At 67.8% G+C, this 14048-nt stretch carries 9 protein-coding genes; 2 read left to right on the top strand and 7 right to left on the bottom strand.

The window, feature by feature from the left end:
- Positions 1 to 72 precede the first annotated feature (72 nt).
- On the top strand, positions 73 to 1059 hold the full coding sequence (locus RHCRD62_RS21800) for a bile acid:sodium symporter family protein (protein ID WP_050066977.1): 987 nt from the start codon (positions 73 to 75) through the stop codon (positions 1057 to 1059).
- 89 nt (positions 1060 to 1148) lie between these two features.
- Here RHCRD62_RS21800 and RHCRD62_RS21795 read toward each other — a convergent pair whose 3' ends face one another.
- The 3 genes from RHCRD62_RS21795 to RHCRD62_RS21785 all read right to left on the bottom strand — a co-directional run bounded on the left by RHCRD62_RS21795 (position 1149) and on the right by RHCRD62_RS21785 (position 3388).
- Complete coding sequence (locus RHCRD62_RS21795; protein WP_050066845.1) at positions 1149 to 1772, bottom strand: DUF4304 domain-containing protein; 624 nt, start codon at positions 1770 to 1772, stop codon at positions 1149 to 1151.
- Between the two features lie 42 nt (positions 1773 to 1814).
- Positions 1815 to 2180 carry a hypothetical protein gene (locus tag RHCRD62_RS21790; RefSeq protein WP_253277428.1) on the bottom strand — a complete coding sequence of 122 codons (366 nt, stop codon included), beginning with the start codon at positions 2178 to 2180 and terminating at the stop codon, positions 1815 to 1817.
- A gap of 314 nt (positions 2181 to 2494) precedes the next feature.
- On the bottom strand, positions 2495 to 3388 hold the full coding sequence (locus tag RHCRD62_RS21785; RefSeq protein ID WP_253277427.1) for a cutinase family protein: 894 nt from the start codon (positions 3386 to 3388) through the stop codon (positions 2495 to 2497).
- Between the two features lie 212 nt (positions 3389 to 3600).
- On the opposite strand from RHCRD62_RS21785, the gene RHCRD62_RS21780 reads away from it, so the two are divergent.
- Positions 3601 to 3783, top strand: a complete 183-nt coding sequence (locus RHCRD62_RS21780; protein WP_050066975.1) for a hypothetical protein — start codon at positions 3601 to 3603, stop codon at positions 3781 to 3783.
- A 203-nt stretch (positions 3784 to 3986) separates the two neighbouring features.
- Here RHCRD62_RS21780 and RHCRD62_RS21775 read toward each other — a convergent pair whose 3' ends face one another.
- From RHCRD62_RS21775 to gltB, 4 genes are all read right to left on the bottom strand, one after another.
- On the bottom strand, positions 3987 to 5696 hold the full coding sequence (locus RHCRD62_RS21775; protein ID WP_050066843.1) for an Ig-like domain-containing protein: 1710 nt from the start codon (positions 5694 to 5696) through the stop codon (positions 3987 to 3989).
- A gap of 81 nt (positions 5697 to 5777) precedes the next feature.
- Positions 5778 to 7559: an Ig-like domain-containing protein gene (locus tag RHCRD62_RS21770; RefSeq protein WP_253277426.1), complete on the bottom strand. Its 1782-nt coding sequence runs from the start codon at positions 7557 to 7559 to the stop codon at positions 5778 to 5780.
- Positions 7560 to 7812: 253 nt separating this feature from the next.
- A complete protein-coding gene (locus tag RHCRD62_RS21765; RefSeq protein ID WP_050066841.1) occupies positions 7813 to 9267 on the bottom strand; it encodes a glutamate synthase subunit beta in 1455 nt (484 codons plus the stop codon).
- On the bottom strand, positions 9260 to 13855 hold the full coding sequence (gene gltB, locus RHCRD62_RS21760) for a glutamate synthase large subunit (protein WP_050066840.1): 4596 nt from the start codon (positions 13853 to 13855) through the stop codon (positions 9260 to 9262). The genes RHCRD62_RS21765 and gltB overlap by 8 nt, the downstream gene beginning before the upstream one ends.
- Between the last annotated feature and the right edge of the window lie 193 nt (positions 13856 to 14048).

Raw genomic sequence — 14048 nt, 5'->3', positions numbered from 1 at the left:
TCACAGTTCGTGATCGCTGAAATCACAGCGATCAAGTTCGCGAATGACATGGCCGGCCTCTACCGTCGAACGATGTTCTCGAAGATCCCGCTGCTGGGGCGGCTCGACCCGTTCCTCGTCGCAATCCTCCTCACGGTCGCGTTCGCCGCGATCGTGCCGGCGGACGGGGTCGCGCTGGACACAGTGGCGTGGGCCGCGAAGATCGCGATCGGGCTCCTGTTCTTCCTGTACGGGGCTCGGTTGTCCACACAGGAGGCGATCGACGGGCTCCGGCACTGGCGTCTGCACCTGACGATCCTGGCCACCACGTTCGTCGTGTTCCCCCTGCTCGGGCTCGCGGCGAAGGTCCTCGTGCCATCGGTGCTGAGTGAACCGCTGTACCTCGGCGTGCTGTACCTGTGCCTGCTGCCGTCGACCGTCCAGTCGGCGATCGCCCTGGTGTCTGTGGCACGCGGCAACATCCCCGGCGCAGTCGTCTCGTCCAGCGCGTCGAGCATGATCGGCATCATCGTCACGCCGATTCTCGTGGCACTCACGATGTCCACCCAGGGCGTGACCTTCAGCGGGTCGGCGGTGCTCGACATCGTCCTCATGCTGCTCGTGCCGTTCCTCGCCGGACAGTTCCTCCGCCGCTGGATCGGCGGATGGGTCAAGGAGCACGGCAAACCACTCAAGCTCGTCGACCGCGGCTCCATCCTGCTCGTCGTCTACGTTGCCTTCAGCCGCGGCATGAACGAGGACATCTGGTCGATGCTGTCCCCCGGGCGTCTGGCCGCACTCGTCGGGGTCTGCGTCGCCCTCCTCGCGATCGTGCTCACACTGGCCTGGTACGGATCCCGCCGCCTCGGCTTCTCCTACGAGGATCGCACCGCCATCCTGTTCTGCGGCTCGACGAAGTCCCTCGCCACCGGACTCCCGATGGCAACGGTCCTGTTCCCCGGTCAGCCCATCGGGCTGATCGTGTTGCCGCTCATGCTCTTCCACCAGATCCAACTGTTGACCTGTGCGGCCATCGCGGCACGGCTCGCCAGGCGTCTACCCGCCGCCGTCCCGGCGTAGTCGCGCCGTCGCCGTCATCAGAGACAGCGCTGAGCAGGTTCTTCCACAGCTGTGGATGAACCCGAACGACAGTCCACCACCACGCCGGGTCACGCGGGTGGAACCGGGGACAGGATCGAATCGAGTTCGGCCTCCGGAATGTGGCGTCGGAGAACGGCATCGATCCGAGGCCAGCGCTCCTCGGCGCCGAACTCCGACCGGATGGATCCGTAGAGCCTCCGGGCGGAGTCCCAGTCGCCCGTCGCGATGCGGTAGCGGAACGCCTCGGTCGCCACGCCTCCGCTGATGCGGTCCGCCACCTGATCGGTCGTCGTGACGAGCCCGAGGGCCCCCGCGCCCGCCTCCAACCCGGCCGACACCTCGGCGCCGACAGTGGCGGCGGCCTCGTCGTCGGTGATCTCGAACCAGGGCGGCATGCCGGGCACGAGCTTCTCCAGACGGCAGCGGAACTGGCAGTCGACCTCGCGCGGCCGCGCCGAGGCGGTGTGACCGATCGCGGTCGCGAACTCCGCGGAGTAGATGCCGCAGTTCACGTAGAACCGCACGTGTCCACCGGAATTCCCCGATGAGCGTTGAAGCGACACGACGTCCGTGAGACCGCCACGATCCCTGGTGAACACGAGGGCACGCTTCCGGAAACCCAGTCGCTTCAGCAACGGCCGCACGTGGTCACGTTCGACACCGACGAAACCGACGGAATCCGAGTCATTCACAGCCGGTCAACCTACCAGCGCCCGGTGACGCGAACCGGTGTGTCACCGGCCCGCCTGCCGGTCGACGGCCCAGCCGTCACCGGTCCACACGATGTCGACGGCGTACTCACTGTTGACCCCGACCTCCCAGTAGTCGATGGTGCCGTGATCCGCGGCGTCGAGTTCGATCCACCCGATGACGAACGCGTCCCCGAGGACACGGCGCATCCGTCGGTCGACATCGGTGAGCGATGTGCACAGAGCACGGACGCGCGACTCGGTCCACTCCGGCCGCGCGCCGACGATCGTGACCTCCAGGTCGGTCCCGTCGCGAAGCGGTATCCGGATCAGAACGTCACCGGAGTCGGGTCGAACCTCCCGAGTCGCATGATCCTCGTAGGCACGCAACAGGTCTCTCGGCTCGTACAACGAACGCGCACTTCGGACGTCGGTGGGACCGCGGAAACCGAACACCGGACCATTGTGACCCACCTGTCGGCGCGAAGGTCGCCCTCCGATCGAGGAGGCAGGGCCTGCAGCGACGCCGAATCGACGGGGAACTCCGCACGGCCACCGCAGCATCGGGCCGGACAGCGCGTCAAGGGTGATTTTCGTCGGGAGACTTTCGAAGTGCGGATGCTCGGCCGTCGGCCGGGGCAGCGCACATGCACCGCGGCGCCTCCAACCGATGGTGGAGGCGCCGCGGTACGCAGTGTGCAATTCGAGCCGTTGGCAGTCGGGCGTCAGGCCTTGTCACGCAACCAGTTCGCCAGCCAGGTCGTCGGGGTATTGCCCGCGGCGTCCACGACGTAGCCCTGGTAGTTCTGGTGAGCACCCGACCCGTAGAACACGGCGAGGTCGCCGGCGCGCTGCAGATTCGCCTGCTCCGTCAACTGGTTCTGCAGCGTGGGGATTCCGCCCGCACCGACCAGGTCCCGGAGGAGCGCACCACCCTCGGTGGCGATGTCGGGCGAGTCCGACGAACCCGGATCGGAGTTCGTCGCGGCGAAGCCGGCCACCCGGGTGACGTAGTCGTCGTTCTCGGTGGAGCAGTACAGGTCGCCGGGAGCGCAGAACGTGACGGTCCGGTCGCTGATCCATCCGAAGCCACCGGCGCGCGGGCCTGCCGCACCGCCGCCCGGGACCATCGGACCGATCAGGGCGTCGGTCGGTGAGCGCTGCGGGTCGGACAGCAGTCCGACGGCCGCGACCTTTTCCGGCCGGATCGTGCTGCGGCCGGTCCCGATCTCACTCGCGAGGTCGCCTGCCGCATCCGCTCCCTGGCTGTAGCCGATGATCGCGAAGCGCGTGGCCGGGCAACTGGCCTGCATCGCCTCGAGCAGCCCGCGGGAGTAGTTCACCGCCTGCTGCTTCGACGCGCCGTACACCTCGCCCTCCCAGGGGAAGGCGGTTGCCGCGTAGTACACGTAATCGGTGCGGATGTCGGCGCCGCGCAGGCCGTCGGTGACGCCTGCGAGCATGCCCGGTGCGCCCGGGTTCGTGGCTGCCGTACCCGTCTCCCAGGTACCGGGGACCGCAACGACGTACAGGTTCGGGCACCCACCGGGTGCCGCCTGAGCCGGCGCGCCCACCGACAGCAGTCCTGCCGTGACCCCCAGTGCTGCCGACGCAGACACAACGAACTTCCTCAGGCTCCTCAACGCCCTATCCCCTTCCAGGGTCTACGACCGACGCGACCAACGAGGAGATGGTGACATCGGGAAGTTTCGAAAAGATGCACGAATGGTGACGGAACGTTACCTCGATTGGCCGGGTCACGGCACGGCTCGTGGAGCAAAGCACACGAACGACCGACACCGACGCGTCGGCGGCAGGAGAGAATCGGACCATGATCGACTCTTCCGTACTGCTCACAATCGGATCCGTCTGCATCGGGTTCGTCCTGTTCGTCACCGCTGCGAGCGGTGCCCGAGGACAGTGGAACCGGTCCCTGGTGATCGCGCTGTTCGTCACGGCCGTGGTCTTCCTGACCGCGGTTCCGTTGACGGTCGCCCTCACCGCGGGTGTGTAGGGCGCACTTTCGATCCTTCTCGGATACGCCTGGCGACATGCTCGTCCTGGACGGCCCAGGAGTCGCGCCGTGGGCTCCGCTCTTGCGTGGAGGAGTAGCCGATACCGGGGTTGTATCGGCGCCGAAACGGAGATCGGGAGACATGCACTGACGACGCAGGTCACCCGGGCCCACTGGCCCGGGTGACCTGCGCACTCACTCTCCTACTGCGACGAGCCGAATCCGCCGAGCAGGCCGTCGAGGCTGCCGCCGTAACCCGAATCGGGATCGCCGGGGACCGTCAACGTCTGCGGCTCGGAATCCGAGTCGACGAATCCCGCCGACCCGACGAACTTCGCCGTCACGCTGAACGTGCCCGCGCTCACGAAGGTCGTCGGCAACGTCGCGACACCGTTCACCACCGGAACCGGCGCACCGAGCGGCGCGTTGCCCAGCATGAACTGCACGGTGCCGTTGGCGTTCGCCGGATCCACCGTCGCCGTGAGCGTGACGGGCTGGCCCTTTGCGATCGTTCCGACGGGGTTCAGCGTCGTCGTCGTCTGAACGGCCTCCGCCGGTGCGTTCGTCACGCTGACCGGGAAGGCGGGCGCCACGGACGGGGCGACACCGTCGGTGCCCGAGTAGCGCGCGACCACACTGTGGGTGCCGGTGCCGGTGAACCTGTACGGCGCGACGGCGACACCGTCGGTGCCGACCGTGCCCGTCACCTTGTCACCGCCGTTGATCGTGAACTCCACGGTGCCGCCCTGGACAGCCGGGGTCACCTGTGCGTGCAGGTTGACGTCCTGGTCGACGTACGCCCTGTCCGGGGCCGTCATCGCGAGGCTGGTGACGATGTCGTCGGTGCTGACGTTGATCGTCTTCGGCGCCGAGGTCGACCCCACGAAGCCCTGGGTGCCCGAGTAGACGGCGGTGACGGTGAAGTCGCCGTCGGTGTCGAAGGTGTGGGTGGTGCTCGCGGTGCCGTTCGCGACGGCGACCGGGCCACCGATGTCCGATCCGTTGATCGCGAACTGGACCGTGCCGCCGTTCGCGGCCGGGTTCACGTTGGCGGTCAGCGTGACCTCGTCACCGTTCTTCACCGCGCCAGGGGCGGCGACGGTGGTGGTGGTCTGCTTGTCGGCCTCGACGATGCTGGTGGTGGCGAGCGGGCCCGCGCCGGAGTTGACCGGTGCCGTGGACGTGTCCCGCGGGCTGCACTGGGTCGGCGCCCACGCGGTGATGATGAGCGACGCCTCCGGGAGGAACGTCAGGTAGTTCTTGTCGTTGCCGTAGAGCCCGGCGTCGCCGGCGGAGCGGAGCTTGACGTCGACCGTGCCCGAGGGGCCCGCCTTGAGCCGGACCTTCACCTGCGGCAGCTGGAAGGTGGTGTTCGCGCCGGACTGCGCGAGAGCGACGATGCCACCCCGGGAGTTCTTGCTCGAGGTGGGGCTGTTGCCGATGACCTGGTTGTTGCCGGACAGCCGCAGGATCGGGCCGTTCGCATCGACGGCACCGTTCTCGTTGACCCGCAACAGGTTCGGTGCGACGCCACTGAGCCCGGAGCTGGTCCCCGGAATGATCTCGGTGCTGAGGATCTGCGCGTTCTGCGGCACCTCCATGTCGACCTTGACTCGCGACACACTCTGCAGCGACGAGCCGGAGTTCGAGTTCGGGACGCTGATCGGCGGAGCCGTGACGACGACGTCGTACTCCTCGCCCGCGTTGACCGACGCGGGGGCATCCACGACGATCGAGGCTTCCTGGGTCTGACTCTGCGGGCCTGCGACCGCCGACGGCGTCGCCAGGCAGGTGTTGTTGAACGTGGTGGTGACAGGCGCGGCCTGAGCGGGGATTCCGCCGAGGAGGGTGGCACCGGCGAGCGCGGTCACCCCCAACGGGGCGACGATTCCGCGAATTCTCTTCTTCTGCACGCGATCTCCTACGGATGAAGGTGAAGATTCTGGTGGTCCGGCCGGGCCCGGGGGCGCGTCACCCGGGCCCGGCCGAACCGGCTAGGACGTGAAGATGCTGGTCAGCGAACCGAAGTCGACGCTGCCGGTTCCGCCACCGGGCGTGCCCGCGGCGGTCACGGTGAGGACGGTCGGACCGGAGACCGAGTCCTTGAACCCACTGCCACCGGTGAAGCCGGCGGTCACCGCGAAGGTGCCCTCCGCGTCGAACGTGTGGGTGAGGGTCGCGACACCGTTCACCACGGCGACAGGGCCGCCGATCTCGGTGGTACCGGACTTGAACTGCACGGTGCCGTCGGCGTTCGCCGGGTCGACGGTCGCGGTGAGGGTGACCGTCTGCCCGACCGCGGTGTTACCGGTGACCGCGAGGGCCGTGGTGGTGGCGACGCGGGTGTCCGGGTTGCTCACGGTGACGGTGAATCCGGCCGAGGTGGACGCGGTGAATCCGGCGATGCCGGAGAACTCGGCCACGACGTTCGCGCTGCCCGCGGAGGTGAAGGTGTGCGGCAGGACCGCGACGCCGTCACCGGTGCCGACCGGCGCGGTACCGACGGAGGTGCCGTCGACCAGGAAGTTGACGGTGCCGCCACTCGGGATCGGGAAGACGGTCGCCGACAGGTTCACCGGCGTTCCGACCACGGCGGTGACGGGCTCGAGAACCGTTGTGGTGGTCCCGAAGTCGGCGTCGGTGATGCTCAGCGAGGCCGCCGCGGACGCGGAGTTGTTGTAGCCGCCCGTACCGACGAAGTCCGCGGTGACACTGTGCGAACCGGCCTCGACGAACTTGCGGGTCAGGGTGGCCTGGCCGTTCACGACGTCGACGGGTGCGCCGAGGTTGGCGCCGCCGTCCTTGAACTGCACCTGACCGGTCGCGCCGGCCGGAGTGACGTCGGCGGTGAAGGTGACGTCGTCACCGACCACTGCCGTGGCGGGCGCGTTCAGCGTCGTGGTTGTGTCGGCGGTGACGTCGACGGTCTTCACACCGGAGACCGAGTCGTGGAAGCCGGCACCCGCGGTGAACGCGGCGGTGATCGCGTGAGCGCCGACCGTGTCGAAGGTGTGCGCGAGGGTCGCGACGCCACCCGACACCGCAACCGGTGCACCGATGTCGGCGGCGCCGTCCTTGAACTGGACGGTGCCGACCGAGTTCGCCGGGCCGACGTTCGCGGTCAGGGTGACGGCCTCGCCCGTCTTCGCGGTCGCGGGCGCCTGCAGGTCGGTGGTGGTGCCGACGGCCGGGTCGACGACGCGCACCCACGCCCCGGCCGGGTTCTGGCCCTGCTGCGAGCCGAACGCGTAGACGTCGAACACGAAGCCGGCGTTGTAGTCACCGAACGCCTGTGTCGCGGGGATCTTGTAGGTGACGTCGAGGTTCACGTTGTCGAGATAGCCCTTGTTGCCCAGGATCGGCACCGAATTGCATCCGCCGCCCGTGCAGTATGCCGTGACACCGTTGGCCGCCGAGGTCACGGTCGATGCCTTGCTCGCCGTGTACGAGAGGTACTCGAACCCGGCGGGCGGGATCTGCCGCATTCCGGTGATGTACCGCCCGATCCCGGCGCTCTTCCAGATCTTCGAGGTGTACGTGACGGTGTCGCCCGGGTGGACGACGTTCACGCCCGGCTGGGTGGGGTCGACCGGGCTTCCGTTCACGGCGGTCAGGCTGAGGTTCCAGCGCAGGTTGTCGGCCGTCTTGTCACCGGAGGTCGCCGGCGGGGGCGTGTCCGCGGCGGCGACACCGTGGGTCACCCCGAGCATCAGCCCGGTTGCGGCTACGGCCGCGATCATCGGTGTCGCGAGGCGACGGGGAAGGGAAAGACGCACTGGTACCTCCTCGACGGGCCGGCCTCGAGAGGCGGGCCTCATGCGTGATTACGGTCACATCTCGCCGGGTAGGTTAGTGGTCATGAAACGGTAACGGGCGGGTTTGCTGAACATTCGTCCATTTCGCCTGGACATTCGTTCAATTGAATGACCGAGAGCCGCGACCTCGACAAAAACGAACCCGCCGCCCCGGTTGAACCGGGGCGGCGGGTTGCTGGTGTGGAGCCGGGCGACGCTGACCGGCGCCCGGTGCCTACCGCTGAGGAGCGGCGGACGGCTTGATCGGCGACGGCAGGAAGGTCTGCCCGCCCTCAAGGTAGGCGTCGACGGCGGCCGCACACGAGCGACCCTCGGCGATGGCCCACACGATCAGGGACTGACCACGACCCATGTCGCCTGCGACGTAGACGCCGGGGACGTTGGTCGCCCACTCGTTCGACCGGGCGACGTTGCCGCGGTCGGTGAGGTCGACGCCCAGGTCGGTGAGCAGACCCGGCTTCTCCGGTCCGACGAAGCCCATGGCGAGCAGCACCAGGTCGGTCTCGAGCTCGAAGTCCGAGCCCTCCACCTTCTGGAAACGCCCGTCCACCATCTGGACCTCGTGAGCCTTGAGCGCGGTCACCTTGCCGTTCTCGCCGACGAACTGTTCGGTGTTCACGGAGAACACCCGCTCGCCGCCCTCCTCGTGCGCCGAGGACACCCGGTACATCAGCGGGTACGTCGGCCACGGGGTCGACTCCGCGCGCTCCTCCGGCGGACGCGGCATGATCTCGAACTGGTGCACGATCTCGGCGCCCTGACGGAGCGACGTGCCGAGGCAGTCGGCGCCGGTGTCGCCGCCGCCGATGATGACGACCTTCTTGCCCTCGGCTGTGATCGTCGGTGCATCGAGATCGCCGAGCTGCACCCGGTTGGCGATCGGAAGGAACTCCATCGCCTGGTGGATGCCGTCCAGCTCGCGACCGGGAACCGGCAGGTCGCGCGCCTCGGTGGCGCCGCCCGCGAGCACGACCGCGTCGAACTGGTCCTTGAGCTCCTCGGCGGTGATGTCGACACCGACGTTGACGCCGGTGCGGAAGACGGTGCCCTCGGACTCCATCTGCACCAGACGGCGGTCGATGTGCCGCTTCTCCATCTTGAATTCGGGGATGCCGTAACGCAGCAGACCGCCGATGCGGTCGGCGCGCTCGAACACCGTCACCGTGTGACCGGCGCGGGTCAGCTGCTGCGCGGCAGCGAGCCCGGCCGGACCGGAGCCGACGACGGCAACCTTCTTGCCGGTCAGGCTCGAGGTGCGGATCGGCTTGACCCAGCCCTCGTCGAAGGCGCGATCGATGATCTCGACCTCGACCTGCTTGATGGTGACCGGGTCCTGGTTGATGCCGAGGACGCAGGACGCCTCACACGGAGCGGGGCACAGCCGACCGGTGAACTCGGGGAAGTTGTTCGTCGCGTGCAGGCGGTCGAACGCCTCGCGCCACCGATCCTTGTAGATCAGGTCGTTCCACTCGGGAATCAGGTTCCCCAGCGGGCAACCGTTGTGGCAGAAGGGGATACCACAGTCCATGCACCGGCTGGCCTGGGTGCGGAGGGTGTTCGAGTCGAAGTCCTCGTACACCTCCTTCCAGTCCATCAGGCGCAGCGGCACCGGCCGCCGGACCGGGGTCTCGCGGGAGGTGTGCTTGAGGAAGCCGTTCGGATCAGCCACGAGCTGCCTCCATGATCGCCTCGTCCACGTTCGTTCCGTTCTTCTTCGCGGTGTCGATCGCCACGAGCACCTTCTTGTAGTCGCGCGGCATGACCTTCGCGAAGTGGTTCACCTGCTGCGACCAGTCGGCGAGGATGCGCGCGGCAACCTCGGACCCGGTCTCGTCGCGATGCTTCTCGACGGTGGCCTTCAGCCAGGCGAAGTCCTCGTTCTCGAGATCCTCGAGATCCACCAGTTCGGTGTTGAGGTTCGCCTCGAACGAGCGGTCCGCGTTGTAGACGAACGCGGTACCGCCCGACATGCCCGCACCGAAGTTGCGACCCGTCTTGCCGAGGATGACCACGTGGCCACCCGTCATGTACTCGCACCCGTGGTCGCCAACACCCTCGACCACCGTGGTGGCACCCGAGTTGCGGACCGCGAAACGCTCGCCCACGACGCCGCGGAAGTACGCCTCGCCGCCCGTGGCACCGAACAGCAGCACGTTGCCGGCGATGATGTTGTCCTCGGCGACGAAGCCGGCAGGCGCCTGCAACGACGGACGCACCACGATGCGACCACCGGACAGTCCCTTGCCGACGAAGTCGTTGGCGTCACCGAACAGCCGCAGCGTCATGCCCTTCGGCACGAACGCACCGAAGCTGTTGCCCGCCGAGCCGGCGAAGGTGATGTCGATGGTGTCGTCGGGCAGGCCCGCACCACCGTGCACCTTGGTCAGCTCGTGGCCGAGCATCGTGCCGACCGTGCGGTTGACGTTGGTGATCTTCGACTCGATCTTCACCGGGGTGCCGGTGTCGACCGCGTCGCGTGCCTGCGCGATGAGCTCCTGGTCCAGCGCCTTGTCGAGCGCGTGGTCCTGGGTTCCGGTGCAGTACAGGTCCTGATCCGGGAACACCGTCTCGGGCGCCTCGAGGATCGGCGACAGGTCCAGCTTGGCCGCCTTCCACACCTCCTGCGCCGCAGTCGTGTCGAGCATCTCGACCTGGCCGACCGCCTCGTTGATGGTGCGGAATCCGAGCTCGGCGAGGAGCTCACGCACCTCCTCGGCGATGAACATGAAGAAGTTCTCCACGAACTCCGGCTTGCCGGTGAAGCGGCTGCGCAGCAGCGGGTTCTGCGTCGCGACACCAACAGGGCAGGTGTCGAGGTGGCAGACGCGCATCATGATGCAGCCGGAGACGACGAGCGGCGCGGTCGCGAAACCGAACTCCTCGCCACCGAGCAGGGTCGCGATCATGACGTCGCGGCCGGTCTTGAGCTGGCCGTCGACCTGCACGACGATGCGGTCGCGGAGTCCGTTGAGCAGGAGCGTCTGCTGGGTCTCGGCGAGGCCGAGCTCCCACGGTGCGCCCGCGTGCTTGACGGAGGTCAGCGGGGTGGCGCCGGTGCCACCGTCGTGACCGGAGATGAGCACCACATCGGCGTGTGCCTTGGACACACCCGCGGCGACGGTGCCGACACCGACCTCGGAGACCAGCTTCACGTGAATGCGGGCCGCCGGGTTGGCGTTCTTCAGGTCGTGGATCAGCTGCGCGAGATCCTCGATCGAGTAGATGTCGTGGTGCGGCGGCGGCGAAATCAGGCCGACGCCGGGCGTCGAACCACGAACCTCGGCGACCCACGGGTACACCTTGTGCGGCGGAAGCTGTCCGCCCTCACCGGGCTTGGCACCCTGCGCCATCTTGATCTGGATGTCGGTGCAGTTGGTCAGGTAGTGCGAGGTGACGCCGAAACGTCCGGACGCGACCTGCTTGATCGCGGACCGGCGCCAGTCACCGTTCTCCTCGACCTCGTAGCGACGCGGGTTCTCGCCGCCCTCACCCGAGTTCGACCGTGCGCCAAGGCGGTTCATCGCGATGGCGAGCGTCTCGTGGGCCTCGGCCGAGATGGAGCCGTAGCTCATCGCACCGGTCGAGAACCGCTTGACGATCTCGCTGGCCGACTCGACCTCGTCGATCGAAATCGGCTCGCGCACACCGGACTTGAACTTGAACAGGCCGCGGAGTGACGCCAGCCGCTCGGACTGGTCGTCGACCATCTTCGTGTACTCCTTGAAGATGGAGTACTGGCCGGTGCGGGTGGCGTGCTGGAGCTTGAACACGGTGTCCGGGTTGAACAGGTGGTACTCGCCCTCACGACGCCACTGGTACTCGCCGCCGACCTCGAGCTCGCGGTGCGCGCGCTCCTCCTTGCGGGGGAGGTAGGCCGCCTCGTGGCGGACCTTCACCTCGGCGGCGATCTCGTCGAGACCGATACCGCCGAGCTGCGAGCGCAGACCGGTGAAGTACTCGTCGATGAGTTCCTGCGACAGGCCGATGACCTGGAACAGCTGCGCGCCGGTGTACGAGGCGAGCGTGGAGATGCCCATCTTGGACATCACCTTGAGCACGCCCTTGCCTGCGGCCTTGATGTAGTTCGCGACACCCTTGTCGTAGGTGATGTCGGTGAGCTGGCCGCTCTCGATCATGTCCTCGATGGACTCGAAGGCCATGTACGGGTTGACCGCAGCGGCGCCGAAGCCGATCAGGGTGGCCATGTGGTGCACCTCGCGGGCGTCACCGGCCTCCACGATCAGACCGACCTTGGTCCGGGAGCGTTCACGCACCAGGTGGTGGTGCACGGCCGACGTCAGCAGCAGCGACGGAATCGGGGCGAACGTCTCGTTGGAGTTGCGGTCGGTGAGCACGATGATGCGGGCACCACCGGCGATAGCCTCCGAGACCTGGAAGCGGATGCTGTCGAGCGCGGCGCGCAGACCGTCTCCGCCTGCCGCGACCCGGTACAGGCCGGGGATGACCACCGAGCGGAAGCCCGGGTACTCGCCGTCGTCGTTGACGTGGACCAGCTTCGCGAGATCGTCGTTGTGCAGGATCGGCGACGGCAGGCTCAGGAGCTTGCAGGAGTCCGGACCCGGGTTGAGCAGGTCGCCCTCGGGGCCGAGGCTGCCGCCGATGCTGGTGACGACCTCTTCGCGGATCGCGTCCAGCGGCGGGTTGGTGACCTGAGCGAACAGCTGTTGGAAGTAGTCGAACAGCAGTCGCGACCGCGAGGACAGCACCGCGATCGGGGTGTCGGTGCCCATCGAGCCGAGCGCCTCACCACCGGTCTTGGCCATCGGGGTGAGGAGGATGCTCAGCTCCTCGGTGGTGTACCCGAACACCTGCTGGCGGATGAGCACACGCTCGTGGTTCATGTGCAGAACCTCGCGCTCGGGCAGATCCTCCACCCGGACCATCCCGGCGTCGAGCCACTCCTGGTACGGCTGCGCCGCCGCCAGCTCGGCCTTGATCTCGTCGTCGGAGACGATGCGGCCCTGCGCGGTGTCCACGAGGAACATGCGGCCCGGCTGCAGGCGGGTCTTGGAGACCACCTTCTCCGGGTCGATGTCGAGGACTCCGACCTCGGACGCCATGACGACGAGGCCGTCCTCGGTGACCCAGATGCGGCTCGGGCGCAGACCGTTGCGGTCCAGCACTGCGCCGACGACGGTGCCGTCGGTGAAGCACACCGACGCGGGTCCGTCCCACGGCTCCATCAGCGCGGAGTGGTACTCGTAGAACGCGCGGCGAGCCGGATCCATCGACTCGTGACGCTCCCACGCCTCGGGGATCATCATCAGCACGGCGTGCGGCAGGCTGCGGCCACCGAGGTGCAGCATCTCGAGCACCTCGTCGAAACGCGCGGTGTCGGATGCGCCCGGGGTGCAGACCGGGAAGATCTTGTCGAGCTTGTCCTCGCCGAACACGTCGGACTCGATGAGTGCCTCGCGGGCCCGCATCCAGTTCTCGTTGCCCGTGACCGTGTTGATCTCGCCGTTGTGGGCGACGCGGCGGAACGGGTGCGCCAGCGGCCACGAGGGGAACGTGTTGGTGGAGAAGCGCGAGTGGACGAGGCCGAGCGACGACTCGACGCGCTCGTCCTGCAGGTCCAGGTAGAAGCTCTTGAGCTGCGGGGTGGTCAGCATGCCCTTGTAGACGAACGTCTGCCCGGACAGGCTGGGGAAGTACACCGATTCGCGGCCCGGGCCGTCCTCGCCGGCGCCACCGTCGCCGAGCTCGTGCTCGACGCGCTTGCGCACGACGTACGCGGCACGCTCGAGCGCCATGTCGGTCAGGCCTGCGCCTGCCAGGAACACCTGGCGGAAGGTCGGCATCGCATCGCGTGCCATCGCACCGAGCGACGACCCGTCGGTGGGAACCTCACGCCATCCGAGGACGGTCATGCCCTCTTCCTTGGCGATCCGCTCGACACCCGCGGCGGCCTCGTCCGCGGCCTCGGCGCCCTGCGGGAGGAAGCCGATACCGGTCGCGTAAGCACCCGCGGCGGGGAGCTCGAAGTCCACGACGGCGCGCAGGAACGCGTCCGGCACCTGCAGCAGGATGCCTGCGCCGTCACCGCTGTTCGGCTCGGCGCCCGCGGCACCGCGGTGCTCGAGGTTCACCAGCGCGGTGATGGCCTTCTCGACGATGTCGCGGCTGCGACGCCCGTGCATGTCGACGACGAACGCGACACCACACGCGTCGTGCTCGTTCGAGGGGTCATAGAGGCCCTGGGGTCCGTGAGACCGGTGGCCTGGAAATTGCTTCATACCTAGCCTTCGTGTGCGTGAAAATGCACAGACGACCAGCAACGCTGATGGCCATCACGTGGCAAACCAAGCGCCGACACAGCGTCGGATCGGCGCGCCCACCCGGCGATCGCTTCAGTCGATTTTTCGGGATGTGATCCCGTCACGACTGGCTGACCGAGTGGCCCCTGGACTCTTGTGTGTCCAGCATGTT

The sequence above is a fragment of the Rhodococcus sp. RD6.2 genome (assembly GCF_001040705.1).
GTDB lineage: Bacteria > Actinomycetota > Actinomycetes > Mycobacteriales > Mycobacteriaceae > Rhodococcus_G.
This window is presented reverse-complemented; position numbering and strand designations above follow the sequence as displayed.